A 25352-nucleotide genomic window follows, 5' to 3' on the forward strand; every position below is an offset into this window, starting at 1 on the left:
GGCCGGGATGACGACCTTCGACGAGAAGCTGGTGTCGGTGCTCGGCAAGAAGAGCGCCGACGCGCTGGAGGCCGGGCTCGGCCTGACCACCGTCGGCGAGCTGCTGCGCCACTACCCCCGCCGGTACGACGAGCGCGGCAAGCTGACCGAGATCGCCGGGCTGGAGCTCGGCGAGCACGTCACCGTGCAGGCGCGGGTCAAGAGCGCGCGGCAGCGTCGGATGAAGTCGCGCAGCGGCGAGCTGCTGGAGGCCGTGATCACCGACGGCACCAGCGACCTGCACCTGGTGTTCTTCGGGCGCGGCTCGCGCAAGGTCGAGCGGGAGCTGCTGCCGGGCCGTGAGGCGATGTTCGCGGGCAAGGTCGGCATGTTCAACGGCAAGCTCCAGCTCGCGCACCCCGACTACCAGGTGCTCGACGGCGAGGGCGTGGCGGCGGCGGACTTCGCGGGGGCGATGATCCCGGTCTACCCGGCGGCGCAGGGCATCCAGTCGTGGAACGTCTCCAACTGCGTCGAGCAGGTCCTCGCGGTGTGGGACGGGGTGGCGGACGACCCGCTGCCCGAGTCGCTGCGGGCCTCGCGCGGGCTGATCGGGCTGGAGAAGGCGCTGCGCGACATCCACCGGCCGGACGGCTGGGCCGCGATCACCGTCGCGCAGCAGCGGTTGAAGTGGGACGAGGCGCTGGCGGTCCAGCTGACGTTGGCGCAGCGCCGCCGTTCGGCGACGGCCCGTCCCGCGCCCGCGTGCCCGCCCCGGGACGGCCTGGTGCGCGACGCGTTCGAAGCGCGGCTGCCGTTCGAGCTGACGGCGGGGCAGCGCGAGGTCGGCGAGCAGATCGTCCGGGACCTGTCCGGCGAGCACCCGATGAACCGGCTGCTCCAGGGGGAGGTCGGCTCGGGCAAGACGATCGTGGCGTTGCGGGCGATGTTGCAGGTGGTCGACGCCGGGCGGCAGGCGGCGATGCTCGCGCCGACCGAGGTGCTGGCGGCGCAGCACGCGCGGTCGTTGCGGGAGTTGTTGGGCGACCTCGGGCAGGCCGGTGAGCTGGGTGGGGCCGAGCACGCGACGCGGGTGACGTTGCTGACCGGGTCGATGGCGACGGCGGCGCGGAAGCGGGCGTTGTTGGAGATCGTGTCCGGCGAGGCCGGGATCGTGGTCGGCACGCACGCGTTGATCCAGGACAAGGTCGAGTTCGCGGACCTGGGGCTGGTCGTGGTGGACGAGCAGCACCGGTTCGGCGTGGAGCAGCGGGCCGCGTTGAGCGGGCGCGCGGGCGGGTCGACGCCGCACGTGCTGGTGATGACGGCCACGCCGATCCCCCGCACGGTGGCGATGACGGTGTACGGCGACCTGGAGGTGTCCGCGCTGCGCGAGCTGCCGCAGGGGCGTTCGCCGATCAGCACGTCCGTGGTGCCGGTGGCGCAGAAGCCGGGCTGGCTGGACCGGGCCTGGCAGCGGATCCACGAGGAGGTCGGCAAGGGCCACCAGGTGTACGTGGTGTGCCCGCGCATCGGCGACGGCGACGCGGAGGACGACGGGGAGGCGCCGCCGAAGGAGCCCGCCAAGGGCTCGCCGAAGGACGACGGCTCCGATCGCCGGCCGCCGCTCGCGGTGGTGGACGTGGCGAACAAGCTGGCCGAGGGGCCGTTGCGCGGGCTGCGGATCGACATCCTGCACGGCCGGATGCCGCCGGAGGACAAGGACGCCGTGATGCGGGCGTTCGCGGTGAACGAGGTGCAGGTGCTCGTCGCCACGACCGTGGTCGAGGTCGGCGTGAACGTGCCCAACGCCACCGTCATGGTGATCATGGACGCGGACCGGTTCGGGGTCAGCCAGCTGCACCAGCTGCGCGGGCGGGTCGGGCGGGGCAGCGCGCCGGGGCTGTGCCTGCTGGTCACCGAGATGCCGGACGGCACGTCGACGATGGAGCGGCTGCGGGCGGTCGAGTCCACTTTGGACGGCTTCGAGCTGGCGCAGCTGGACCTGGAGCTGCGGCGCGAGGGCGACATCCTCGGCGCGGCGCAGTCCGGCAAGCGGTCGGGGCTGAAGATGCTGTCGCTGCTGCGCGACGAGGACGTGATCGCCGAGGCGCGGGTGGTGGCGCAGGAGGTCGTGGAGGCGGACCCGGAGCTGACCGCGAACCCCGGGCTGGCCGGGCTCGTGGCGGGGCTGCTGGACGACGAGCGGGCGGAGTACCTGGAGAAGGCGTAGTCCGCTCGGTGTCCGGAGGGCTCGGTCGGCCCGGTGGCTGGTGCCGGTGGGCGGGGAAGGGCTGGTCGCGCTGCCGGTTACCCTGGCTTGTGCGCCGATTCCTGCTCGTCCTGGTTCCGTTGGTGCTCGTCGCCTGCACGGCCGCGCCCGCCGCTGACCCGGCCCCGACCACGTCTTCGCCGCCCAAGGGCGATCTGGCGGTGCTCGCCGAACGCATCGAGCAACGGCGGGTGGAGCTGGGCACGGCGACGTTCCACACCGAGGGGTTCGCGTCGGACGGGCAGGCCACCGAGGTGCGCAACGTGGTGGACGGCACGCTGCGGCGGGACGGCGACGGCGTGACCGGGGCGATGACGATGGACGTGTCGACCGGCGGCCGGCCGAAGAAGATCGCGCTGGTGGTCGTGCGCGACGGCACGTACGTGCAGGTCGAGGGCGCGCCGATGCCCGCGGGCAAGAAGTGGGGCTTCTACCCGTCGGCGAGCGGTGGCGAGGTGTCCGCGTTGCTGCGCGGCTTCGGGCCGAGCGCGACGCCCGGCGCGGAGCTGGACTACGTGCAGCCGCGGGCGGCGTTGATCGTGGGCAAGTCGTCCGAGCAGGTGGACGGGGTGCCGGCGACGCGGTTCGACCTGGTGGTCGACGCGCTGAAGATGGCGAAGGTCATCGAGGACCAGGACATCCAGTTGCAGCACACCCAGCTGGCCGAGTACGGGGTGACGATCTCGGCGTCGGTGTGGGTGGACGACACCAGCGCGCCGGTGCGGGCCGAGTACCGGTTCGAGCTGGACGGCAAGGTCGTGAAGCAGTCGACGACCCGGTTCCGCAGGTGGGGCGAACCGGTCGAGATCACCGTGCCGGCGCCGGGTGAGGTCGTGCCGGCCGACCAGCTGCCCCAGTAGGCGGAGGGGTAGGGCGCGGACTACTTGGACTGCCTGCCCTTGGGGACGGGCAGTTGGGTGGTCGGCTGCTCGGACGGGTCGGCGTCCTTGGCCTTGGTGGCGGGCTTGCCGTCGGAGGGTTTCGTGCCGGCGGGTTTCGTGCCGGTCGGCTTGGCGGGCACGGGCTTGGCGGTCGCCGGTTTGGCGGGTGCGTCGGCGGCGTTGGTCGCCTTGTCGGCGGCACGGCCGGCCGCCGCGTCGGCGGGGTCGCCGTCGGCCGTGGCTTCCTCGTCCAGCGGGGTGAGCGTGGCCACCGCCAGGGACACCGCTTCCTGCGCCGCGGCGAACTGCTCGCTCAACGCGCGGTGCACGCGGTGCAGCTCGGCCAGCTTCTCGTCGGCCGCCGTGGTGCGGCGGTCGGCGTGGGCGTCGGCCTCGGTGATGGTCTTCTCGGCGAGGGCGTCGGCTTCGGTGACCGTCTTCTCCGCGCGCGCGTTCGCCTCGCTCACCGCCTGCTCCGCCTTGGCCAGCGCCTCGGCCTCCAGCTCGGCGACCTGCTTCTCGGTCTCCGCGCGCAGCGCCGCCGCCTCGGCCCGAGCGGCTTCGAGGAGCTTCACGGCCTCGGCCTTCGCCTCGACCACGTGCACCTCGTGCTCCTTGCGGAGCTTGGTGCGCAGCTCGTCGTACTCCTTGTCGAGGTCGTCGTGGTAGCCCTTGTACTTCTGCTCCAGCTCGACCCGCTTCGCCTCGAGCCCGGCGGTCTTCGCCTCGAAGTCCTCGGTGAGCTTCTCGCGGTCGGCGCGGGACTCCGCCATCAACGCCTCGTGCTCGGCGGTCAGCTTGGCCCGCAGCTCCTCGTGCGAGCGCTCCAGCTCGGTGCGGCGCTCGTCGTACTGCCGCTCCAGCTCGGTGGTCCGCTGCTGGTGGGCGGCCTCCAGCTGCCGCCGCCGGTCCTCCAGCTCGCCCATCGCGCGGTGGTGCGCCGCCTTGCCCTCGGCCGCCGCCCGCTCGGCCTCGGCGCGGGTGGCGTTGGCCTGGTCGAGCGCGGCCTTGCGGATGTCGGCGATCTCCTCCTCGGCCAACGTCATCATCACGCGCACGCGCTCGGTGACGTTGGACGCGCTGGAAGGGCTCGTGGCCAGCTTGCCGAGCTGGGACTTGACCTTGTCGAGCTCGGCGCGGGTGGAGTTGAGGAGCTTGCCCAGCTCCGCCACCTGGGCCGACGCCGCCTCCCGGGCCCGGTTCGAGTTCTTGAGGTCGAACTCGAGCCGCGTCACCCGTTCGTTCACCTGACGCTGGTTGTACCCGCGCAGTACGACGTCGAAATGGGTGCGGGCAGCAGGCTGCCCAGTCCCTTCAGCCCCGGCCATGGGCCAACCCTACCGAGAAGTCGCCGGGCGTAGTCACCCGATGCGGCGAACGCACCGTAACGAGCCGGTGATCCACCGTGCGGGGTGAACGCCGGCGGGCGGGTGGTGCGGTAGGGGTCTCGTCGCGCGCCGGTCGATCCGCCGCACGCGTGGGGGCTGCGCCAGGCGACCTCGCAAGGGAGAATCCCGGGGCGTGATCCCTGGTCGCGCCCGCCTTGACCGGGGGAGTGAACGATCACGATGACGTCCGTCACGTGAGATGGAACTCCCGAGGGGCGGGAAGCGCACGGTAGCGTGCCTTGATTCACCGAGTCCCGCCCGCGCCTCGGGCGGGACTCGCCGAGTAACCGGGAGGGAACGCCGCATGTTCCGCAAGGTTCTTGTCGCCAACCGCGGCGAGATCGCGATCCGGGCCTTTCGCGCTGCCTACGAACTGGGCGCCGGCACGGTTGCCGTCTTCCCCCACGAGGACCGCAACTCCCTGCACCGGCTGAAGGCCGACGAGTCGTACGAGATCGGCGAGCCCGGCCACCCCGTCCGGGCCTACCTGTCCGTCGAGGAGATCATCAAGGCGGCGCGCAAGGCGGGCGCCGACGCGGTCTACCCCGGCTACGGGTTCCTGTCCGAGAACCCCGAGCTGGCCAAGGCCTGCGCGGACGCCGGCATCACGTTCGTCGGGCCGCCCTCGGACGTGCTCGAACTGACCGGCAACAAGGCGCGCGCGATCGCCGCGGCCCGCGCGGCCGGCCTGCCGGTGCTCAAGTCCAGCGAGCCGTCCAGCGACATCGACGCCCTGGTCCGGGCCGCCGAGGACATCGCGTTCCCGGTGTTCGTCAAGGCCGTCGCGGGTGGTGGCGGGCGCGGCATGCGGCGGGTGGAAGAGCCCGCCGCGCTCAGGGAGGCCCTGGAAGCCGCGTCACGCGAGGCGGAGTCGGCGTTCGGCGACCCGACGGTGTTCCTGGAGCAGGCCGTGGTCGAGCCGCGGCACATCGAGGTGCAGATCCTCGCCGACGGCGAGGGCAACGTGATGCACCTGTTCGAGCGCGACTGCTCGGTGCAGCGCCGCCACCAGAAGGTCATCGAGATCGCGCCCGCGCCGAACCTCGCGCCCGAGCTGCGCGACCGGATCTGCGCCGACGCGGTCAAGTTCGCCCGGCACATCGGCTACCGCAACGCCGGCACGGTCGAGTTCCTGCTCGACCCGAACGGCAACTACGTCTTCATCGAGATGAACCCCCGCATCCAGGTCGAGCACACGGTCACCGAAGAGGTCACCGACGTGGACCTGGTGCAGTCGCAGATGCGCATCGCGGGCGGTGAGTCGCTGGACGACCTCGGCCTGAGCCAGGAGACTGTGCAGCTGCGCGGCGCGGCCCTGCAGTGCCGCATCACCACGGAGGACCCGGCCAACGGCTTCCGCCCGGACACCGGCATGATCAGCGCCTACCGCTCGCCGGGCGGCTCGGGCATCCGGCTGGACGGCGGCACGACCGGCGCGGGCACGGTCATCGGCGCGCACTTCGACTCGATGCTGGTCAAGCTGACGTGCCGCGGTCGGACGTTCTCCGCCGCGGTGGCGCGGGCGCGGCGCGCGGTGGCCGAGTTCCGCATCCGGGGCGTGTCCACGAACATCCCGTTCATCCAGGCGGTGCTGGACGACCCGGACTTCTACGAGGGTCGCGTCACGACGTCGTTCATCGAGAAGCGCCCCCACCTGCTGACGGCGCGGCACTCCGCCGACCGCGGCACGCGGATGCTGACCTACCTGGCCGACGTGACGGTGAACAAGCCGAACGGCCCCCGCCCGTCCGTCGTGGACCCGAGGGTGAAGCTGCCGGTGGTCGACCTGAACGCCGAGCCGCCGGCGGGGTCGAAGCAGAAGCTGGACGAGCTGGGGCCGGAGGGCTTCGCCCGCTGGCTGCGGGAGAGCAAGGCGCTGGCCGTCACCGACACCACGTTCCGCGACGCGCACCAGTCGTTGCTGGCGACGCGGGTGCGGACGAAGGACCTGCTGGCCATCGCGCCGCACGTGGCGCGGATGGCGCCGCAACTGCTGTCGTTGGAGGCGTGGGGCGGCGCGACGTACGACGTGGCGCTGCGGTTCCTGGCCGAGGACCCGTGGGAACGGCTGGCGGCGCTGCGTGAGGCGGTGCCGAACATCACGCTGCAGATGCTGCTGCGCGGTCGGAACACGGTGGGCTACACGCCGTACCCCGAGGCGGTGACCAGCGCGTTCGTCGAAGAGGCGACGAAGACGGGTATCGACGTCTTCCGCATCTTCGACGCGCTGAACGACGTGGAGCAGATGCGGCCGGCGATCGAGGCGGTGCGCGAGACGGGCACGGCGGTGGCCGAGGTGTGCCTCTGCTACACGTCGGATCTCTCGAACCCGGACGAGCGGATCTACACGCTCGACTACTACCTGAAGCTGGCCGAGCAGATCGTGGGGGCCGGTGCGCACGTCCTCGCGGTGAAGGACATGGCGGGCCTGCTGCGCCCGCCGGCGGCGGCGCGGTTGGTGACGGCGCTGCGCAAGGAGTTCGACCTGCCGGTGCACCTGCACACGCACGACACGGCGGGTGGGCAGCTCGCCACGTACCTGGCGGCCATCCAGTCCGGGGTGGACGCGGTGGACGGCGCGGTGGCGTCGATGGCGGGCACGACGTCGCAGCCGCCGTTGTCGGCGATCGTGGCGGCCACCGACTACACGGAGCGGTCCACCGGGCTCGACCTGCGGGCGGTGTGCGACCTGGAGCCGTACTGGGAGTCGGTGCGCAAGGTCTACGCGCCGTTCGAGTCGGGGATCCCCGGGCCGACGGGGCGGGTCTACTCGCACGAGATCCCCGGTGGGCAGCTGTCGAACCTGCGGACGCAGGCGGTCGCGCTCGGGCTCGGGCAGAAGTTCGAGGAGATCGAGTCCATGTACGCGGCGGCCGACCGGATGCTCGGTCGGCTGGTGAAGGTGACGCCGTCGTCCAAGGTGGTGGGCGACCTGGCGTTGCACCTGGTCGGAGCGGGCGTCTCGCCGAAGGAGTTCGAGGCGGACCCGGGTCGGTTCGACATCCCGGCGTCGGTGATCGGGTTCCTGCACGGTGAGCTGGGCGACCCGCCCGGCGGGTGGCCGGAGCCGTTCCGGAGCAAGGCGTTGCAGGGCCGCGCCGCGCCGAAGGGCGTGGCGGAGCTGACCGAGGACGACGTGAAGGGGCTGGAGCACGACCGGCGCGCGACGCTCAACAGGTTGCTGTTCCCGGCGCCGACGAAGGAGTTCCTGGCGCACCGGGACGCGTACGGCGACACGAGCGTGCTGGGCAGCAAGGACTTCTTCTACGGGCTCAAGCCCGGGGAGGAGTACCAGGTCGACCTGGAGCCGGGTGTGCGGCTGCTGATCGGGCTGGAGGCCATCGGCGAGGCGGACGAGCGCGGTATCCGCACGGTGATGGCGACGTTGAACGGGCAGTTGCGGCCGATCCAGGTGCGTGACCGCTCGATCGCGGCCGAGGTGCCGGTGGCGGAGAAGGCGGACAGGGGCAATCCGGGGCACGTCGCGGCGCCGTTCGCCGGTGTCGTCACGCCGAGCGTGGCGGAGGACGAAGAGGTCGAGGTCGGGCAGACGATCGCGACGATCGAGGCGATGAAGATGGAGGCCGCGATCACCGCGCCCAAGGCCGGGCGGGTGAAGCGGCTGGCGGTGCGCGGGGTGCAGCAGGTCGAGGGTGGGGATCTGTTGATCGTGTTGGAGTGAGGGTTGGTTGTTGCGGGTCGGGTGGGGTGGCCTGGGTTGGGTCGGGTGGGGTCTGGCTCCGGTGGTTGCTCCGGGGTGAGGCCGGCTCGATGTGACGTGGGGCCCTTACGTGCACCCCAGGCTGGACGAAGCCGGGCAGGCTTGGCGGGAAATGCGTCCGCCAAACCTGCCCGGCTTCGTCCAGCCAACGGCACCCGAACCCATGTCAAATCGGGCCTGGGTGGGGCGGTTCCGGGGCGTTGTGGGCGGGATTGAGTGTTCGCGGCCACATCCGGCGTTCGGGGGAACCGGGTGGTCCGGGTTGGCGTTGGTCGTGGCATGAAGAAGGTCGCTGTCGGGTTGTTCGCTCTCACGGCCGGTGCCCTCGCCTGGGCGGTGCGGGATGTGTCGTTGGCGTTGGGTGGGAAGCCCGGTGGGGAGCGGGTGCTCCGGTCGCCCCGGTACCGCGACGGGAAGTTCCACAACGCCGCCACCACGCGGACGATGCCCGACGGCGCCGCCGGGACCGTGCGGGAGATGTTCTTCGGCGGGCAGCAGCGGCGGCCCGTGGGCGAGGTGCCTTTGGTGCCGCCGGCCGCCGGCTCGGCGGACGGGTTGCACATCACCTGGTACGGGCACGCGTCGACGTTGGTGGAGATCGACGGCGCGCGGGTGCTGATCGACCCCGTGTGGAGTGAGCGGGTCTCACCGTCGCAAGTGGTCGGTCCGCGTCGGCTGCACCCGGTGCCGCACTCGTTGCACGAGGTGGGGCGGGTGGACGCGGTGGTGATCTCGCATGACCACTACGACCACCTCGACCTGGCGACGGTCCGTGCGTTGACCGGGGACACGGACGCGGTGTTCGTGGTGCCGCTCGGCATCGGGGCGCACCTGCGCCGGTGGGACGTGCCCGAGCACCGGATCGTGGAGCTGGACTGGGACGAGTCGCACGAGGTGGCCGGCGTCACGTTGGTGGCCACGGCGGCGCAGCACTTCTCCGGCCGGGGCTTTCAGCGGGACACCACGTTGTGGGCGTCGTGGGTCTTGAAGGGGCCGGCGCACCGGGTCTATTACAGCGGTGACACCGGTTACTTCGACGGGTATCGGGCGATTGGCGAGGAGCACGGTCCGTTCGACGCTTCTCTGATCCAGATCGGTGCTTACGGGCCCGGGTGGCCGGACATCCACATGACGCCGGAAGAAGGTGTGGCGGCGCATCGTGACGTGCGAGGTGGGCTGTTGATCCCGGTGCACTGGGCGACCTTCAACCTGGCGTTCCACGACTGGTCCGAGCCGGTCGACCGGGTGTGGCGCGAGGCGAAGGCGCACGGGGTGCCGTTGGCCGTGCCGCGCCCCGGCGAGCGGATCGACGTGGAGCAGCCGCCGGAGGTCGACGGGTGGTGGCAGGCGCTCGCGGTGGGACGATGACCCGGTGACCAGGATCGTCGCGGGCGCCGCCGGTGGCCGCCGGCTGCAAGTGCCGCCGAGGGGTACCCGTCCCACCTCCGACCGGGTTCGGGAGGCGTTGTTCAGCTCGTTGGAGACGTTGGTCGACTTGGACGGCGCGGTGGTGCTCGACCTGTACGCGGGGTCGGGGGCGCTCGGGTTCGAGGCGTTGTCGCGGGGTGCGATGAGCGCCACGTTCGTGGAGTCGGACAAGCGGGCTGCCGAAGTCCTGAAGAGCAACGCCAAAGTGGTCGCGCTGCCCGGCGCGACGGTGCTGAACCGCACCGCGGAGGCGGTGGTGGGCGGTGCGGCGGAGGTGGCGTGCGACGTCGTCTTCGCCGATCCTCCCTACGCGGTGACGGACGAGCAGCTCAACCGGCTCCTCGCGTCGCTGGTCACGAACGGTTGGACGAAACCGGGGTCGCTGATCGTCGTCGAGCGCGGCGCGCGCAGCCCTGAACCGATTTGGCCGAGTCCGGTGGAATCGTTGCGCAGCAAGCGATACGGCGACACCGCGCTGCACTGGGCCGAACAGGTCGACGCCTCCGGGTGATGCCGACCACGCACCGGAGTGGACGCGTCCGATCGGGTGCTACCGTCCGAAACCATGACGCGTGCCGTGTGCCCCGGCTCCTACGACCCGGCCACCAACGGACACCTGGACATCATCGGCAGAGCGGCGAAGCTCTACGACGAGGTCGTCGTCGCCGTGCTCATCAACAAGACCAAGAAGACGTTGTTCTCGGTGGAAGAGCGCACGGAGATGCTGCGCGAGGTCACTTCGCAGTGGTCGAACGTCCGCGTCGACTCCTGGCACGGCCTGCTGGTCGACTACTGCCGGGAGAACGACATCCAGGCCATCATCAAGGGCCTGCGCGCGGTCAGCGACTACGACTACGAGCTGCAGATGGCGCAGATGAACTACCAGCTCAGCGGGGTCGAGACGCTGTTCATGCCGACGAACCCGATCTACAGCTTCCTGGCCAGCTCCCTGGTCAAGGACGTGGCGACCTACGGCGGCGACGTGACGAGCCTGGTGCCGCCGTCGATCAAGGACCGGCTCACGGCCAGGCGCGCAGAGGGTCGTTGACAGGTCACGGTCCGTTAACTCGAGGACCGCCTCGTCTTCGCCCGGTGTGGTTAGCGTTCACTGGCATGAGCGAGATCACATCGCGCACCGCGAAGGTGCTGCTCTCCCTGCTGCTGGTCCTCGCGGGCACGTTCACCACGTCGACCCAGGCGGTCGCGGCCGAGTCGGTCGCGGTCGCGCAGGCGGCCTGCGGTGACACGTCCGGCTTCCGCAAGGTCGCGCTGTCCGCCCTGCCCGTCCAGGCGACCGACACCGTGAGGCTGGTCCAGCGGGGCGGGCCGTACCCGTATCCGCAGGACAACCAGACCTTCTACAACCGCGAGGGCATCCTCCCGGCGTGCTCGACCGGCTACTACCGGGAGTACACGGTCAAGACGCCCGGCGTCTCCACCCGCGGCGCGCGGCGGATCGTGACCGGCAACGCCACCCCGAAGCTGTACTTCTACACGTCGGACCACTACGCGAGCTTCGTCCTGGTGGACATCACCCGTTAGCCGGACACGCCCTGCCGATCTCCCGGCGGCGAGGAGATCGGCAGGGCACACTAGGACGGGTACTGCTGTGGGCGCGAGGAGTGTGACGTGTACCGGGTGTTCGAGGCCCTCGACGAGCTGGTCACGATCGTCGAGGAAGCGCGTGGCGTGCCGATGACCTCCGGGTGCGTCGTGCCGCGCGGCGACGTGCTCGAACTCCTCGACGACGTGCGCGACGCCATCCCGGCGGAGCTGGACGACGCCCAGGACGTGCTCGACCACCGCGACGAGCTGGTCGGCAAGGCGCAGCACGACGCGGACCAGGCCCTGAGCAAGGCGCGGTCGGACTCCGAGCGGATGGTCGCCGAGGCTCAGCACGAGGCGGAGCGGATGCTGTCCGAGGCGCGGGCCCGGGCCGAGCGGATGGTCGCCGACGCCGAGGACCAGGCGCAGCGCACCGTCTCCGCGGGCCGCCAGGAGTACGAGGACCTGGTGGGCCGGGCGCACGCCGAGGCCGACCGCATGGTCCAGGCGGGCCGGGCCAACTACGAGCGCGCGATCGAGGAGGGCCGGGCGGAGCAGGCGCGCCTGGTCGACGGGACCGAGGTCGTGCAGGCGGCGCACGCCGAGGCCGCCCGCGTGCTGGACGCGGCCCGGACGGAGACCATCCGGCTGCGCAGCGAGTGCGACGCGTACGTGGACGGCAAGCTGGCCGACTTCGAGGACCTGCTCGCGCACACCCTGCGCAGCGTCGGGAAGGGTCGCTCGCACCTGCGCGGCCCGGCCGTCGCGAGCGCCGCCGCACCGTTCGACTACCACGAATGACCCAACCGGACGACGCCCCGACCAGCCGATTTCACTCCGACGCCCGTTGTCCCGTACCCTGGAACGGCTGGTCGTGGTAAGTCCCCGACGGCAACACCAAACATCATGTCTGAGCATCGTCACGCCTCCGCGCGTCCCACAGCGACCGGGCCCTGGGTCATCGACACCAGGGACCTCGGGCGTCGTGCGGGCTCCAGCCGCGGGCTGCGCAGGACGGTGCCCGCGGAGGGCGTCGGCCTTCTTGGCGTGATCGCGGTGCCGGCGGGGGGCAACGTCGAACTCGACCTCCTGCTGGAGTCGGTGGTCGAAGGCGTGCTCGTGACGGGCACGGCCGCGACGGTGGTCGAAGGGGAGTGCTCGCGCTGCCTCGATCCGCTGTCCGCGGAGATCGAGGTGGAGCTGACCGAGCTGTACGCGTACCCGGACAGCGCCACCGACGAGACGACCGAAGAGGACGAGGTCAGCCGTCTGCACGACGACCTGATCGACCTCGAACCCGTGGTGCGCGACGCCATCGTGCTCGCGCTGCCACAGGTGCCGCTGTGCTCGCCGGACTGCCTCGGGCTGTGCGTCGACTGCGGCGGCAGGCTGGCTGATCTCGGCCCCGACCACGGGCATGAGACGATTGACCCCCGTTGGGCCGCCCTGCAAGAGCGGTTCGACGGGAATCGTGACAATCCAGAGGAGAACTAGTCGTGGCCGTCCCGAAGCGGAAGATGTCGCGCTCGAACACGCGCTCGCGCCGCGCTCAGTGGAAGACCAGTGCTGTGCACCTGGTGGCTTGCCAGAACAGGGCCTGCCGCCAGCCGAAGCCGCAGCACATCGCCTGCCCGGCCTGCGGTCAGTACGACGGCCGCCAGGTCGTCCAGCCGGCCTGATCACCCTCTGGCGAAGGTAGCGGCGAATCGTGGGGGGTAGGTCGTCGCGCGGTCGGTCCGCCGACCGCGCCCCGTTGATCGAAGCGCTCGGCGTCCCGTTGGACGCCGAGCTGCTGACGCTCGCGCTCACACACCGGTCGTACGCGTACGAGAACGGTGGGCTGCCGCCGAACGAGCGGCTGGAGTTCCTCGGCGACGCGGTGCTCGGCCTCGTCGTCACCGATCACCTGTACCGCACGCACCCCGAGCTGCCCGAGGGTCAGCTCGCCAAGCTCCGCGCGAGCGTGGTGAACATGCACGCCCTGGCGGGCGTGGCCCGGGGTCTCGGCGACGACGGGTTGGGCGGGCACCTGCTGCTCGGTCGCGGCGAGGAGCTGACCGGCGGCAGGGACAAGGCGAGCATCCTCGCGGACGGCCTGGAAGCCGTCATCGGCGCGGTGTACCTGCAGTTCGGCATCGAGACCGCGCGTCAACTCGTTCACCACCTGTTCGACCCGTTGTTGGCGGAAGCGCCGCTTCGAGGTGCTGGACTGGACTGGAAGACGAGTCTCCAAGAGCTGACCGCGTCCGCCGGTCTGGGCGTCCCCGAGTACCGGGTGGACGACCAGGGCCCGGACCACCGCAAGGAGTTCACCGCGACGGTGCTCGTCGGTGGTCAGGCCTACGGGACCGGGGACGGGCGCACGAAGAAGGAAGCCGAGCAGAAGGCGGCCGAGGCCGCCTACCGGGTGCTGCACGAACGGGTCCGCGCCGAGGAGACCGGCGCGTCCGGGAACGGCCACGCGCCCGGCTCGGCCACGCAGGCTCCATCCCAGGCTTCACCTCAGGCTGCACCTACTCAGGAAGACTGACGCCGAAATGTATGCCACGAACGTCCGGACGAACCGGCGCGCCCGCCAGGCGCGTCCGTCCCGCCCGCTGAACGCCAGCCGCAACGGCGGTATCCAGGGCCTGGTCCTCGTGCGCGACACCGCCCAGGCGGGCGGCTGGGTGCTCAAGCCGACCAAGCCGCAGGCCGCCGCCTACCAGATGCTCGAAGAGCTGGAGCGGGCCGAGGCCGCCGCCGCCGAGCGCGAGTCCGAGGACTGATCACCCGCCGGTGCCCGAGCTGCCCGAGGTAGAGGTCGTCCGCCGAGGTCTGCACGAGCACGTCGCGGGGAGGACCGTCGAAGCGGTAGAAGTCCTCCACCCACGCGCGATCCGCCGACACCTGCCCGGTGCGGCGGATTTCGCCATGCGCCTGACCGGTCAGCGACTGGAGGCCGCGCGCCGTCGCGGCAAGTACCTGTGGGTCGACCTGTCGGGCGGTGACGCCATGCTCGCGCACCTCGGCATGAGCGGCCAGATGCTGGTCCAGCCCGTCGGCGCGCCGGACGAGAAGCACCTGCGGGTGCGGGTCCGGTTCGCCGACGGCGGCCCGGAACTGCGGTTCGTCGACCAGCGCACGTTCGGCGGGTTGGCGTTGGCGGAGATCGTCGAGGTCGACGGCGCCCGGTTGCCGCGGCCGGTGGCGCACATCGCGCGCGACCCGATGGACCCGGCGTTCGACCCGGACGCGGCGGTCGCGGCGTTGCGGAAGCGGCGGACCGAGGTCAAGCGCGCCCTGCTCGACCAGACGCTCGTCTCCGGCGTGGGGAACATCTACGCCGACGAGGCGCTGTGGCGGGCCGGGCTGCACGGGGCGCGACCCGTGGACAAGCTGACCAGGGCCAAGGCCGCCGAGCTGCTCGCTCACGCCACGCAGGTGATGCACGAGGCGCTCGGCGAGGGCGGCACGTCGTTCGACGCGCTGTACGTCAACGTGAACGGCCAGTCCGGCTACTTCGACCGGTCCCTGGCCGTGTACGGACGGGAGAACGAGCCGTGCCGGCGGTGCGGGACGGCGATCAGGCGCGAGCCGTTCATGAACCGCTCGTCCTACTCGTGCCCGCGCTGCCAGCCCCGACCCAGGGGGTGACGGGCCGGGCTCACCGCGCCGGGTCGGCGAGCCTGCGCAGCAGCGGCGTGACCGATCTGAGCGCGTCACGCTCTTCCGGCTCCAGCCGGGCGATCCGTTCGGACAACAGCTCCGCCTCGCCGTGCGCGAGCGACAGGATGGTGTCCCGGCCGAGGCCGGTCAGCTCGACGATGGTGGCCCGCCCGTCGGCCGGATCGGATTCGCGGCGCACCAGGCCGCTCGATTCCAGGCCCGTCACCACCGTGGTCGCCGTCGGCTGCGAGCACAGCGCCCGCACCGCGATCTCGCCGATCCTCATCGGCCCCTGCGACGCGAGTTCCGCGAGCACCAGCAGTTGTGTGGGCTGCAGGCGCCGGACGGACGCGGACTGGCGCAGGCTGCGGATCAGCCGGTGCACGGCGACCACGAGTTGTAACGCGTCCTGATTAGTCACACTGGTGGTCATCAGACCTCCTCGTGGCTCACCGTGAGTGAGCATGTGTCCGAATTCGGACAGGACATTCGCACTTTCGTAGTACGGCTGTCCAGGGAATGGATTCATTCGCACCCGGATGTACTCACGCTTTCCGCACCGATGCGGAGAAGGAAGCGTCAAAACGGCATAAAGGTGAACAGGGCCCGCATCAAGGGCCCGTCAGGAAGTTCGCCGAACGTAGTCGGGCACGGCGGGCGCGCGAAGTCCGGGCGTAGTGTCTCAGCGTGACAAAGGTGCTGGTCGTCGATGACGAGCCGCAGATCGTGCGGGCGTTGCGGATCAACCTGTCGGCCCGCGGCTACTCGGTCCTGACCGCGCACGACGGCACGACGGCGCTCAAGGCGGCGGCGGAGGGCAAGCCGGACGTGGTGGTGCTCGACCTCGGGCTGCCGGACGTGGACGGCACCGAGGTCATCGCGGGTCTGCGCGGCTGGACGACCGTGCCGATCATCGTGCTGTCCGCGCGGGTCGACTCCGCCGACAAGGTGGAGGCGCTGGACGCGGGCGCCGACGACTACGTGACCAAGCCGTTCGGGATGGACGAGCTGCTGGCCAGGTTGCGGGCCGCGGTGCGGCGCTCGGCGGTGGTGGAGGGCGAGGACGCGGTCGTGGAGACGGCGTCGTTCACGGTCGACCTGGCGGCGAAGAAGGTGCGCCGGGAGGGCGTCGAGGTGCACCTGACGCCGACGGAGTGGGGCCTGCTGGAGATCCTGGCCCGCAACCGCGGCCGGCTGGTGGCGCAGAAGCAGCTGCTGCAGGAGGTGTGGGGCCCGGCGTACGCGAAGGAGACCCACTACCTGCGCGTCTACCTGGCCCAGTTGCGGCGCAAGCTGGAGCCCGAGCCCGCACGCCCCCGACACCTGGTGACGGAGCCCGGCATGGGCTACCGGTTCGAGCTCTAGCGCACGTCGGGACGGGGAGTGCGCCAAGTGGCGACACCGCGTCGGCCGACGCGGTGTCGGGCGGGCCGCTCGACCGGCCGCACTCGGCCGGACCTGCGTGAGGTTCGCCGTGGCCGGTCGGCGGCCCGGTGACCGCTCAGCCCGCCGGCATCGTGGGGTGGCGCTGGAACATCAGGGCGGTGCGCACCACGAGTTCCTTGGTGATGGCCGCCGCACGGCCGGTGAGCACGCGTTCCCTCGGCCTGTCGTCGGCGTCCACGAACTGGATCAGGCCGTCCCGCCGACCGAGGCTGATGCACCGGATGCGGTACTGGAAGTCGAGCCGGTCAGCCGGCTGCCCGCCGGCGAGCCGCTTCGCCAGCGCCCGCACGGCCTGCTGCGACGTCGGCAGGCCGGTCGCGCAGGCCATGCGCAGTTCGAGGCCGTCGTGGCGCTTCATCGCGGCGGCGTCGCCGATGCCCTGGACGTCCGGGTGCGAGATCGACGTCAACGTCTGGTCGACCAGCATCCGGCCGCGGCCGTCCACCGCGAACCCGGCCCGCGCCGCCAGGTCCGGCACGGCGAAACCGGCTGTCCACACGACCGCGTCGGCGGCGACGAGCTCGCCGGTGTCGAGCACCAGGCCGTCGGCGCGGACCTCGGTGACGTGCGCGTGGTCGCGGACCCGGACGCCGAGCCGGTCGAACACCTCGCGCAGGTGCCGCCTGCCCTTGTCCGACAGGGCCTCGCCGAAGCCGCCGGCGGTGACCAGCAGCACGTCGAGGTCCGGGCGCGACTCGGCCAGCTCGGAGGCTGCCTCGATGCCGGTCAGCCCGCCGCCCATGACGGCGACCGTGCGCGCGGTCGTCAGCGCCACGGCCAGCTTCTCCGCGTCCTCCTGGGTGGACACCGCGTGCGCGTGCTCGGCCGCGCCCGGGACGCCGGCCAGGTCGGCGTGGCTGCCCAGGGCGTAGATCAGCCGGTCGTAGGCCAGCGTGCCGTTGGTGAGCTGGACCTTGCGCGTGTCGGGGTCGATGTCGGTGACCCGGTCCACCACCAGCTCGACACCGGTGCCCTTGAGGACGTCGGCGAGCGGGACGTCGCGCATCCGCTGCCCGGTCGCGAACTGGTGCAGCCGGACCCGTTCGACGAACCGGTCCCGCGCGTTGACGAGGGTGACCCGCGAGTCGGTCCACTTGGCCGCCAGCTTGGCCGCGGCCAGACCCGCGTAACCCGCACCGACCACCACGATGTGCTCTGCCATGTTCGGCTCCTTTCGCCTGTCAGAGGAGCGAAACGGGAGCGTCGGATGTGACGGCTTAGGGTGTGAAGCGTGTCACTCGTTTCCGTGATCCACACCTGGCAGGTGCCCGCGCCGACGCTCGTCGCGGCCCGCGAGCTGCTCGACGAGGCGTTCGACGGCGAGTTCGGCGACGAGGACTGGGAGCACAGCCTGGGCGGCGTGCACGCCTTCGTCTGGGACGGCGACGAGCTGATCGCCCACGGCGCCGTCGTGCAGCGTCGGTTGCTGCACGACGGGCGCGCGCTGCGGGCCGGGTACGTGGAGGGCGTCGCTGTGCGTGCGGATCGACGTCGTCAGGGCGTGGGCGGGGTCGTGATGACGGCGCTGGAGGACGTCGTGCGCGGTGCGTACCCCCTCGGCGCCCTCAGCGCGTCGGAGGACGGCCAGGAGTTCTACGCGGCACGGGGGTGGCAGCGGTGGCAGGGGAGGACGTTCGCGATGACGCCGACCGGGGTCGAGCGCACCGAGGAGGAGGACGACGGGGTTTACGTCCTGCCCGTCGTGCCGCTCGACCTGACGGGCGACCTCGCGTGCGACTGGCGTGACGGCGACGTCTGGTAGCTACGGCGCGTCCTGGTCGTCCTCTTCGTCCTTGGTGGTCGGCGCGGTGGCGTTGGTCGACGTGGAGGACGACGGCGCGGGTGGGCGGTAGGACACCGGCGGGTTGCTCGGCGGCTGGGCGGTGAGCCGGGGTTCGGACGACGTCGCCGCGCTGGTCTCCGGCGCCGCGTCCGCCGCCGGTGGGGTCGGGTTCTCCGGAGTGGAGCCCGCCGCCTTGCCCGGCGGCTGCTCGCCCGCGCGCTTGGACACCGTGACCACGAGCGTGGCCGTCCTCGCGTCCGGCGCGGCGGCGTCCGGCGCGTCCTCCGTCGTCAGCACCTCGACCTGTGGCACGGGTGGTGGCGCCGCCGTCGGCCCGCCGCCGGTCAGCACCGACGCGAGGGTGGCGATCACGGTGGCGACGACGGCGCCGCCCGCGGCGAGCAGCACGACCGCGGTGAGCTTCTTCTTCGGCGGCGCGGTCTGGTCTTCCTCGAACACACCATCTCCCTGTGGGGGATCCGGACGGATGGTCAGTGTTCGGGTTATCGGCCGCTCACGCCGCCTGCCTCAACGTTCGGGCGGTCCACCACACGATGGTGTGGCGGACCGTCACCGACGGCGGATGATCTCGTTACGCGCCCGACGGCGGGTCGACCGGCGCCGTGGTGGTCGTCGTCGTGGTGGTCGTCGGCTGCGTGGTCGTGGTGGTCGTGGTGGGAACGGTCGTCGTGATCACCGGCGGCGTCGTGGTGGTCGTCGGCTGGGGCTGGGGGTCGTCCACCACGGTGGTCGTGGTGGTGCCGTCCGGCCGGGTCACCGTGGTCACGCGGGTGCGGCGCGACGTGGTCGTCGTCGTGGTGGTCTCGGTCGTCGTGGTGGTCGACTCCGCGGTGGTGGTCTGGCTCACCGAAGAGGACGACGACGTGCGCGGCGCCGTGCTGAGCGTGCTGCGGGACACGACGTCCTCACGCGGCAGCTGGTTGCCGGGCGACGCGTCCGGGGTCGCGCCCGCCAGGGACGCGATGGTGGCGAAGATCGTCGACACGGCGACACCGGACGCGGCCAGCAGCACGTGGGGCGACACGCGCGGGCGGGTGCGCTCGGGCTCCGGGGTCTCGTACAACGGTTCTCCCAAGGTCTGTCGGACGTCGTCTCTACCAGCCGAAGTTCTGGGTCCAGTACCAGCCGCGGGTGTCCAGCCCCACGCCGATGGTGGTGAACCCGCAGTTCAGGATGTTGCGGCGGTGCCCGTCGGAGTTCATCCAGGCCTTCATGACCTGCTCGGCGGACCGCTGGCCCATGGCGATGTTCTCCCCGCCGGGGCTCGGGTAGCCCGCCGCGCGCATGCGCTGGGCGAAGTCGACGCCCTCGGGGGTCGTGTGCGAGAAGTAGTCGCGCTGGGCCATGTCGGCGCTGTGGCCCTGCGCGGCCGTGACCACCCGGTCGTCCACCTTCAGCGGCTTGCAGCCGGCGAGGTCGCGCGCCTCGTTCACCAGGGCGACGACCTGCTGCGCCTGCGGCGCGTCGGCGAGGGTGGTCGTCGTCGTGGGGGCGGGGGACGGCTCGGACGTCGTGGTCGTCGTCTCCGTCGTCGTGGTGGTGGTCTCGGTCGTGGTCGTCGTCTCGGTGGTGGTCTCCGTGGACGGCGGCGCTTCGGTGGTGGTCGGCAGGACTTCCGGCTCACGGCTCTGCGCGGGCCCGCCCACACCCCCGACCCCGCCGACGCCGGTGTTGTCGGAACGGCTGCGCTGTGCTGCGCTTTCCCCGACGAACGGGGCGAGCTGTTCCGGGTTGGCGACGGCGACGCCGGTCGCACCGGCCGCGCCGAGGAGCAGGCCGACGAGTCCGCCGATCACGGACCGGTTACCGCGCCGTGCTGTCACGGTCGCGCACCGTACCACTAACGGGTGAAATGACAGGATGGCTCTTGTGGCTGGAGTAGAGCGGACCGTGCGCCTGACCGCGTGGGTGCGGGGTCACGTGCAGGGTGTCGGTTTCCGGTGGTGGACCCGCGCCAGGGCGCTTGAGCTGGGACTTGTCGGTTCGGCGTCCAACCTGCGTGACGGCCGGGTCGAGGTGAACGCGGAAGGGTCCGAAGTCGCGTGCCGGGAGCTGCTGACTGCGCTGCGTTCGGGTGACACCCCCGGTCGGGTGGACTCGATCGTGGAGCGCTGGTCGGAGGCCCGCGGCGGCTTCACGGGTTTCGTCGAGCGTTGAACGCCGAGGGGCCCGATGGCGTAGTACATCGATGTGGACCGTGGCGAAGATGTCGTCAGGCAGCTGTACGGCCGTTGGCGCGGCCCGCTGCACGGCTACGTCCTGCGTCTGGTCGGCGGTGACCACCAGCAGGCGGAGGACGTCGTCCAGGAGACGTTGCTGCGGGCGTGGCGGCACGTCGACGAGCTGACCCCCGCCGACGCCGGCCCGTGGCTCTACACGGTGGCCAGGAACCTGGTCATCTCCGGCTTCCGCAAGCGCGGGGGCCGCAACAGCGAGGTGCCGATCGAACCGGGCGACCTGCCGCCGGTCGCGGACGAGGTGGAGCACGTCCTGCAGAGCTGGCAGGTCGCGGAGGTGCTGCGCGGGCTCAGCGCCGACCACCGCAACGTGGTGGTCGAGCTGTACTACCGGCGGCGTTCGGTGGCGGAGGCGGCGGCGGTGCTGGGCATCCCGCCCGGCACGGTCAAGTCGCGCTGCTTCTACGCCCTCCGGGCGCTGCGGGACGCGTTGGAGGAGCGGGGGGTGACCGAGTCGTGAGCTGTGACCAGACCGTGGCGCTCGGCGCCTACCTGCTCGGCTCGCTCGACCCGGCGGAGCGGTCGTCGTTCGAGCGGCACGTGCGCGGTTGCGCCGACTGCCGGCGGGAGATGGTCCGGTTGGCCCCGCTGCCCGGGTTGCTCGGCCAGGTGCAGCTGTCGGACCTGGAACTGCCGTTCGACGACCCCGCGCCCGATCCCGACCTGCGACCGTTGCCGCCCGCGCCCGAACCGGGGCCCGCGCCCGCGGTGCGTCGGAGGCGGTGGCCGGTGCTGGTCGGCGCGGGCGTGCTCGCCGTGGTCGTGGCGCTGGGCGTGCTCCTGGTGCCGAGGCTGACCGGGGACGACGCCGTGAGGTGGCACGCCACCGACGCCGCGTCGGGCGTGGTGGCCAGCGCGGACCTCGTCGGCAAGTCGTGGGGCACCGAGCTGTGGATGAGCATCGAGAACATGCCGAAGGGCGCGAGGTGCAAGCTGATCGTCCACGACCGGGCCGGACGGACCGAGATCGGCGGCTGGTGGGGCACCGACCACGCCCCGGACGAGCGGATACCCGGCGCCACGTCGTTCCCGGTCGAGGAGATCGAACGGCTCGACCTCGTGGTCGACATGACGGTGCTGGTCTCGGTCCGGCCCTGATCGCGCAGGTCAGCGTGCCGACGACCGGTTCGCGGCCCGCACGGGTACTCTGCCCCGCGTGCACCTCAAGAGCCTGACGCTGAAGGGGTTCAAGTCCTTCGCCTCGGCTACCACGCTGCGCTTCGAGCCGGGCATCACCTGCGTCGTCGGACCGAACGGCTCAGGCAAGTCGAACGTGCTCGACGCGCTGCGCTGGGTGATGGGCACGCAGGGCGCGAAGGACCTGCGCGGCGGCAAGATGGAGGACGTCATCTTCGCCGGCACGTCCGGCCGCGCGCCGCTCGGCCGCGCCGAGGTGACGCTGACCATCGACAACTCCGACGGCGCGCTGCCGATCGACTACGTCGAGGTGTCGATCACCCGCCGGATGTTCCGCGAGGGCGCCACCGAGTACGAGATCAACGGCAACTCGTGCCGGCTGATGGACATCCAGGAACTGCTCAGCGACTCCGGCATCGGCCGCGAGATGCACGTGATCGTCGGCCAGGGCCAGCTCGCCGCGATCCTGGAGTCCAAGCCCGAGGAACGGCGCGCGTTCGTCGAGGAGGCCGCGGGCGTCCTGAAGCACCGCAAGCGCAAGGAGAAGGCGCTGCGGAAGCTGGAGGCGATGCAGGCGAACCTGACCCGCCTGACCGACCTCACCGCCGAGCTGCGCCGCCAGCTCAAGCCGCTGGGCAAGCAGGCCGAGATCGCGCGTCGCGCGCAGGTCGTGCAGTCGGAGCTGCGGGACGCTCGGATGCGCCTGCTGGCCGACGACCTGGTGACGCAGCGCGTGGCGTTGGCGCGCGAGGAGCAGGACGAGGCCGCCGCCCGCGCCCGCCGCGCCGAGGTGGAGAAGTCGCTGCAACAGGCCCAGTTGCAGCAGAACGAGCTGGAGGACCAGGTCGCGGCCGACGCGCCGAAGCTCCAGCAGGCCCAGGACACCTGGTACCGGCTGTCGGCGCTGGAGGAACGGCTGCGCGGCACCGTGCGGCTGGCCGTGGAACGCGAGCGGCACCTGTCGGCGGCGGTGGACGCGCCGCGCGGCGGGCGTGACCCCGACGAGCTGGACGCCGAGGCCGAGCAGACCGCGGAGCTGGAGCAGGAGCTCCAGGACGGCGTGACCGAGGCCCGGGTGGGGCTGGCGGAGGCCGTGGAGACGCGGGCCGAGCTGGAGCGCATGGTGTCCGCGGCGGAGAAGGCGCACCTGGCCGCGGTGCGGGCGATCGCCGACCGGCGCGAGGGCCTGGCCCGCCTGTCCGGGCAGGTGGAGGCGCTGCGGTCGAAGACGAGCGCGACCGCCGAGGAGATCGAGCGGATGTCGATCGCGCTGGCCGAGGCGGTCGAGCGGTCGGAGGTCGTGCAGCAGGAGCTGGCCGAGGCCCGTGAGGTGACCGGGACCGAGGACGAGGACGACGTCGGGCTCGACGAGCGGCACCGGCTCGCGGTGGAGTCGGACGACGCGGCGCGCCGCCGGGTCGAGGAGCTGGTCAAGGCCGAGCGGACGGCCGAGCGGGACATCGCGTCGTGGAAGGCGCGGGTGGACGCGCTGTCGTTGGGCCTGACCCGCAAGGACGGCGCGGGCGCGTTGCTGGCGTCGCGGCTGCCGGGGTTGCTGGGCTCGGTCGCGGCGCTGCTGACCGTGGAGCCCGGCGCGGAGGTCGCGCTGGCGGCGGCGCTGGGTCCGATCGCGGACGCGGTCGCGGTGGCGTCCGGCGCGGACGCGGTGGCGGCGCTGGAGCTGTTGAAGGAGCAGGACACGGGTCGGGCCGGCGTGCTGGTGGGCGGTGCGCCGGTGAGCGTCGACCGGTCCGGTTGGCCGTCGTTGCCGCCGGGCGCGCGGTGGGCCGTGGACGCGGTGCAGGCGCCGGAGCCGCTGCGGCCCGCGTTGCACCGCGCGTTGGACCGGGTCGTGGTGGTCGACTCGCTGGCCACCGCGCGTGAGCTGGTGGACGCGCACCCGTCGGTGCGCGCGGTGACCCGTGACGGCGACGTGCTCGGCGCGGACTGGGCGGTCGGCGGGTCCGGGCGCAGCCAGAGCGTCATCGAGGTCCAGGCCGCGGTGGACGAGGCGTCGGAGAAGCTGGCGCTGGCGGAGCGCGCGCTGGAGCAGTCCACGGCCGCTCTCGAGGGCGCACGGGCCGAGCAGCAGGCACGGCGTGCCGAGGTCGCTGCGGTGAAGGAGCAGCTCAACGAGGCCAAGGTGCGGCGCGCCCGGTCGTCGGAGCGGCTGAACCGGCTGGCCGCGGCGGTGCGTTCGGCCGAGGCCGAGGTGGAGCGCGTGCGGGCGCAGCGGGAGAAGGTCGAGGCGGCCCGCGAGGAGAACCTGCTCAAGCTCGGCGAGCTGGAAGAACGCCTGCTGGTGGCGGAGGAGCAGCCGCTGGACGACGAGCCGGACACCTCCCACCGCGACGAGATGGCGTCCGAGCTGGCCGCCGCGCGCCAGGGCGAGGTGGACGCCCGGCTGGCGCTGCGGACCGCCGAGGAGCGCGCCCGCGCGTTGCAGGGCAAGGCGGAAGGGCTGCGCCGGGCGGCGCGTGCCGAGCGCGAGGCGCGGGAACGCGCCCAGCGCGCCCACGCCGCTCGGGCCAGGGGCGCGGTCGTGGCGAAGGCCGTGGTGCGGGGCGGTGAGGTCGCGCTGGAGCGGATCGCCGCGTCGTTGGGCCGTGCGGCCCGGGAACGTGACGCGGCGCAGGAGCGCAAGGCGCAGCGCGAGACGTACCTGGCGCAGGTGCGCAACCTCGTCCGCGAGATGTCGGTGGAGCTGGAGAAGCTGACCGACGCCGTGCACCGCGACGAGGTGCTGCGGGCCGAGCAGCGGATGCGCATCGAGCAGCTGGAGACCAAGGTCGCCGAGGAGTTCGGCATCGGCCTGGAGGACCTGGTCGCCGAGTACGGCCCGGACGTGTTCATCCCGCCGTCGCAGCAGGAGGTGGCCGAGTACGAGGCGGCGAAGGAGCGCGGCGAACTGGTGACCGCGCCGCAGCCGATGCCGTACGACCGGGACACGCAGGCGCGGCGGGCCAAGCGCGCCGAGCGGGACCTGTCGCTGCTGGGCAAGGTCAACCCGTTGGCGCTGGAGGAGTTCGCGGCGCTGGAGGAGCGCTACAAGTTCCTGTCCAACCAGCTGGAGGACATCAAGGCGACGCGGCGCGACCTGCTGACCGTGGTGAAGGAGGTCGACGACAAGATCCTGGAGGTCTTCACGTCGGCCTACGAGGACGTCGCGCGCGAGTTCGAGATCGTGTTCAAGGTGCTGTTCCCCGGCGGCGAGGGACGGCTGGTGCTGACCGAGCCGGACGACATGCTGACCACCGGCATCGAGCTGGAGGCCCGGCCGCCGGGCAAGAAGGTCAAGCGGCTGTCGCTGTTGTCGGGTGGCGAGAAGTCGCTGGCGGCGGTGGCGATGCTGGTCGCCATCTTCCGGGCGCGGCCGTCGCCGTTCTACGTGATGGACGAGGTCGAGGCGGCGTTGGACGACACCAACCTGCACCGGCTGATCAGCCTGTTCGAGCAGCTGCGCGAGCACTCGCAGCTGCTGATCATCACGCACCAGAAGCCGACGATGGAGATCGCCGACGCGCTGTACGGCGTCTCGATGCGCGGTGACGGGATCAGCCAGGTGATCTCCCAGCGCCTGCGCGGCGAGGACAAGCCGAAGCGCGCCAAGGCCGGACCCAAGGTCGCCGCGGCGACCGCCGTCGACGCCGCCCCGGACACCGGTGCCGCCGCCGTCGACGCCGCCCCGGACGCCGATGCCCGGCCGGAACCCGATGCCCGGCCGGAAACCCAGGCCGTCCCGGAGGACGCGCCGGTCGCGGAGGACGTGCCCGTCACCGAGCCCGGATCGACCCCGCCCGCCTAGCACCGAACCGGTAACGGGAGCGCCCCGGCGGTCGACTCCGTGATCAAGGGGAGTGGTCCGG

Annotated in this window: 25 protein-coding genes; 19 read left to right on the forward strand and 6 right to left on the reverse strand. The window is 71.9% G+C overall.

Annotated features, from left to right (window positions below):
- Window positions 1-7: 7 nt before the first annotated feature.
- Window positions 8-2212, forward strand: a complete 2205-nt coding sequence (gene recG / locus AB0H12_RS05620) for an ATP-dependent DNA helicase RecG (protein WP_499621083.1) — start codon at window positions 8-10, stop codon at window positions 2210-2212.
- A gap of 89 nt (window positions 2213-2301) precedes the next feature.
- A complete protein-coding gene (locus AB0H12_RS05625) occupies window positions 2302-3111 on the forward strand; it encodes an SCO4651 family lipoprotein (RefSeq protein ID WP_499621085.1) in 810 nt (269 codons plus the stop codon).
- Window positions 3112-3131: 20 nt separating this feature from the next.
- On the opposite strand, the gene AB0H12_RS05630 is transcribed toward AB0H12_RS05625, so the two are convergent.
- Window positions 3132-4367 carry a hypothetical protein gene (locus tag AB0H12_RS05630; RefSeq protein ID WP_499621087.1) on the reverse strand — a complete coding sequence of 412 codons (1236 nt, stop codon included), beginning with the start codon at window positions 4365-4367 and terminating at the stop codon, window positions 3132-3134.
- A gap of 457 nt (window positions 4368-4824) precedes the next feature.
- Between AB0H12_RS05630 and AB0H12_RS05635 the strand changes: the two genes are divergently transcribed.
- The 11 genes from AB0H12_RS05635 (at window position 4825) to mutM (ending at window position 14850) form a co-directional block, all read left to right on the forward strand.
- Complete coding sequence (locus tag AB0H12_RS05635; RefSeq protein ID WP_499621088.1) at window positions 4825-8202, forward strand: pyruvate carboxylase; 3378 nt, start codon at window positions 4825-4827, stop codon at window positions 8200-8202.
- A 318-nt stretch (window positions 8203-8520) separates the two neighbouring features.
- Window positions 8521-9609 (forward strand): MBL fold metallo-hydrolase, encoded by a 1089-nt coding sequence (locus AB0H12_RS05640; protein WP_499621089.1) that lies wholly within the window; start codon window positions 8521-8523, stop codon window positions 9607-9609.
- Between the two features lie 4 nt (window positions 9610-9613).
- Window positions 9614-10180: a 16S rRNA (guanine(966)-N(2))-methyltransferase RsmD gene (gene rsmD / locus AB0H12_RS05645; protein WP_499621090.1), complete on the forward strand. Its 567-nt coding sequence runs from the start codon at window positions 9614-9616 to the stop codon at window positions 10178-10180.
- A gap of 54 nt (window positions 10181-10234) precedes the next feature.
- Entirely contained in the window at window positions 10235-10717 is a 483-nt protein-coding gene (gene coaD / locus AB0H12_RS05650; protein WP_499621091.1) for a pantetheine-phosphate adenylyltransferase, read from the forward strand.
- Window positions 10718-10782: 65 nt separating this feature from the next.
- Window positions 10783-11211 (forward strand): guanyl-specific ribonuclease, encoded by a 429-nt coding sequence (locus tag AB0H12_RS05655; protein WP_498774740.1) that lies wholly within the window; start codon window positions 10783-10785, stop codon window positions 11209-11211.
- 87 nt (window positions 11212-11298) lie between these two features.
- Window positions 11299-12015, forward strand: a complete 717-nt coding sequence (locus tag AB0H12_RS05660) for a DivIVA domain-containing protein (RefSeq protein WP_499621093.1) — start codon at window positions 11299-11301, stop codon at window positions 12013-12015.
- Between the two features lie 105 nt (window positions 12016-12120).
- A complete protein-coding gene (locus AB0H12_RS05665; protein ID WP_499621094.1) occupies window positions 12121-12708 on the forward strand; it encodes a YceD family protein in 588 nt (195 codons plus the stop codon).
- Between the two features lie 2 nt (window positions 12709-12710).
- Window positions 12711-12893 carry a 50S ribosomal protein L32 gene (rpmF, locus tag AB0H12_RS05670; RefSeq protein WP_053720453.1) on the forward strand — a complete coding sequence of 61 codons (183 nt, stop codon included), beginning with the start codon at window positions 12711-12713 and terminating at the stop codon, window positions 12891-12893.
- Window positions 12894-12922: 29 nt separating this feature from the next.
- The gene (gene rnc / locus AB0H12_RS05675; protein ID WP_499621095.1) at window positions 12923-13744 is read left to right on the forward strand and encodes a ribonuclease III; all 822 of its coding nucleotides are present in this window, start codon (window positions 12923-12925) and stop codon (window positions 13742-13744) included.
- 7 nt (window positions 13745-13751) lie between these two features.
- On the forward strand, window positions 13752-13982 hold the full coding sequence (locus AB0H12_RS05680) for a hypothetical protein (RefSeq protein ID WP_230567727.1): 231 nt from the start codon (window positions 13752-13754) through the stop codon (window positions 13980-13982).
- Between the two features lie 10 nt (window positions 13983-13992).
- A complete protein-coding gene (mutM, locus tag AB0H12_RS05685; RefSeq protein WP_499621096.1) occupies window positions 13993-14850 on the forward strand; it encodes a bifunctional DNA-formamidopyrimidine glycosylase/DNA-(apurinic or apyrimidinic site) lyase in 858 nt (285 codons plus the stop codon).
- A 10-nt stretch (window positions 14851-14860) separates the two neighbouring features.
- Here the strand turns inward: mutM and AB0H12_RS05690 are convergent, their stop codons facing one another.
- Entirely contained in the window at window positions 14861-15295 is a 435-nt protein-coding gene (locus AB0H12_RS05690) for a MarR family winged helix-turn-helix transcriptional regulator (RefSeq protein WP_499621097.1), read from the reverse strand.
- A gap of 254 nt (window positions 15296-15549) precedes the next feature.
- Between AB0H12_RS05690 and AB0H12_RS05695 the strand changes: the two genes are divergently transcribed.
- A complete protein-coding gene (locus AB0H12_RS05695) occupies window positions 15550-16227 on the forward strand; it encodes a response regulator (RefSeq protein ID WP_499621098.1) in 678 nt (225 codons plus the stop codon).
- Between the two features lie 136 nt (window positions 16228-16363).
- On the opposite strand, the gene AB0H12_RS05700 is transcribed toward AB0H12_RS05695, so the two are convergent.
- A complete protein-coding gene (locus AB0H12_RS05700; protein ID WP_499621099.1) occupies window positions 16364-17470 on the reverse strand; it encodes an NAD(P)/FAD-dependent oxidoreductase in 1107 nt (368 codons plus the stop codon).
- A gap of 69 nt (window positions 17471-17539) precedes the next feature.
- On the opposite strand from AB0H12_RS05700, the gene AB0H12_RS05705 reads away from it, so the two are divergent.
- Window positions 17540-18070 carry a GNAT family N-acetyltransferase gene (locus tag AB0H12_RS05705; RefSeq protein ID WP_499621100.1) on the forward strand — a complete coding sequence of 177 codons (531 nt, stop codon included), beginning with the start codon at window positions 17540-17542 and terminating at the stop codon, window positions 18068-18070.
- Here the strand turns inward: AB0H12_RS05705 and AB0H12_RS05710 are convergent, their stop codons facing one another.
- From AB0H12_RS05710 to AB0H12_RS05720, 3 genes are all read right to left on the reverse strand, one after another.
- Window positions 18071-18550, reverse strand: coding sequence for a hypothetical protein (locus AB0H12_RS05710; protein ID WP_499621102.1), 480 nt, complete (start codon window positions 18548-18550; stop codon window positions 18071-18073).
- A gap of 133 nt (window positions 18551-18683) precedes the next feature.
- Window positions 18684-19175: a hypothetical protein gene (locus tag AB0H12_RS05715; RefSeq protein WP_499621104.1), complete on the reverse strand. Its 492-nt coding sequence runs from the start codon at window positions 19173-19175 to the stop codon at window positions 18684-18686.
- Between the two features lie 31 nt (window positions 19176-19206).
- Window positions 19207-19935: a CAP domain-containing protein gene (locus AB0H12_RS05720; protein ID WP_499621105.1), complete on the reverse strand. Its 729-nt coding sequence runs from the start codon at window positions 19933-19935 to the stop codon at window positions 19207-19209.
- 37 nt (window positions 19936-19972) lie between these two features.
- Between AB0H12_RS05720 and AB0H12_RS05725 the strand changes: the two genes are divergently transcribed.
- The 4 genes from AB0H12_RS05725 to smc are packed head-to-tail and all read left to right on the forward strand — an operon-like array spanning window position 19973 to window position 25291.
- Entirely contained in the window at window positions 19973-20269 is a 297-nt protein-coding gene (locus AB0H12_RS05725; RefSeq protein ID WP_499621106.1) for an acylphosphatase, read from the forward strand.
- Between the two features lie 33 nt (window positions 20270-20302).
- On the forward strand, window positions 20303-20809 hold the full coding sequence (locus AB0H12_RS05730; protein ID WP_082404192.1) for a sigma-70 family RNA polymerase sigma factor: 507 nt from the start codon (window positions 20303-20305) through the stop codon (window positions 20807-20809).
- Window positions 20806-21447 (forward strand): anti-sigma factor family protein, encoded by a 642-nt coding sequence (locus AB0H12_RS05735; RefSeq protein ID WP_499621107.1) that lies wholly within the window; start codon window positions 20806-20808, stop codon window positions 21445-21447. The genes AB0H12_RS05730 and AB0H12_RS05735 overlap by 4 nt, the downstream gene beginning before the upstream one ends.
- A gap of 58 nt (window positions 21448-21505) precedes the next feature.
- The gene (gene smc / locus AB0H12_RS05740) at window positions 21506-25291 is read left to right on the forward strand and encodes a chromosome segregation protein SMC (protein WP_499621108.1); all 3786 of its coding nucleotides are present in this window, start codon (window positions 21506-21508) and stop codon (window positions 25289-25291) included.
- Window positions 25292-25352: the final 61 nt, after the last annotated feature.

The sequence above is a fragment of the Actinosynnema sp. NPDC023794 genome (genome assembly GCF_040639675.1).
Classification (GTDB): Bacteria; Actinomycetota; Actinomycetes; order Mycobacteriales; family Pseudonocardiaceae; genus Actinosynnema; species Actinosynnema luteola.

Bases quoted from the DNA above. Each gene is read 5' to 3' on its own strand.
- recG (WP_499621083.1), top strand. From the start codon at position 8: ATGACGACCTTCGACGAGAAGCTGGTGTCGGTGCTCGGCAAGAAGAGC.
- AB0H12_RS05635 (WP_499621088.1), top strand. From the start codon at position 4,825: ATGTTCCGCAAGGTTCTTGTCGCCAACCGCGGCGAGATCGCGATCCGG.
- AB0H12_RS05640 (WP_499621089.1), top strand. From the start codon at position 8,521: ATGAAGAAGGTCGCTGTCGGGTTGTTCGCTCTCACGGCCGGTGCCCTC.
- coaD (WP_499621091.1), top strand. From the start codon at position 10,235: ATGACGCGTGCCGTGTGCCCCGGCTCCTACGACCCGGCCACCAACGGA.
- AB0H12_RS05655 (WP_498774740.1), top strand. From the start codon at position 10,783: ATGAGCGAGATCACATCGCGCACCGCGAAGGTGCTGCTCTCCCTGCTG.
- AB0H12_RS05665 (WP_499621094.1), top strand. From the start codon at position 12,121: ATGTCTGAGCATCGTCACGCCTCCGCGCGTCCCACAGCGACCGGGCCC.
- AB0H12_RS05680 (WP_230567727.1), top strand. From the start codon at position 13,752: ATGTATGCCACGAACGTCCGGACGAACCGGCGCGCCCGCCAGGCGCGT.
- AB0H12_RS05690 (WP_499621097.1), bottom strand. From the start codon at position 15,295: ATGACCACCAGTGTGACTAATCAGGACGCGTTACAACTCGTGGTCGCC.
- AB0H12_RS05700 (WP_499621099.1), bottom strand. From the start codon at position 17,470: ATGGCAGAGCACATCGTGGTGGTCGGTGCGGGTTACGCGGGTCTGGCC.
- AB0H12_RS05725 (WP_499621106.1), top strand. From the start codon at position 19,973: ATGGCTCTTGTGGCTGGAGTAGAGCGGACCGTGCGCCTGACCGCGTGG.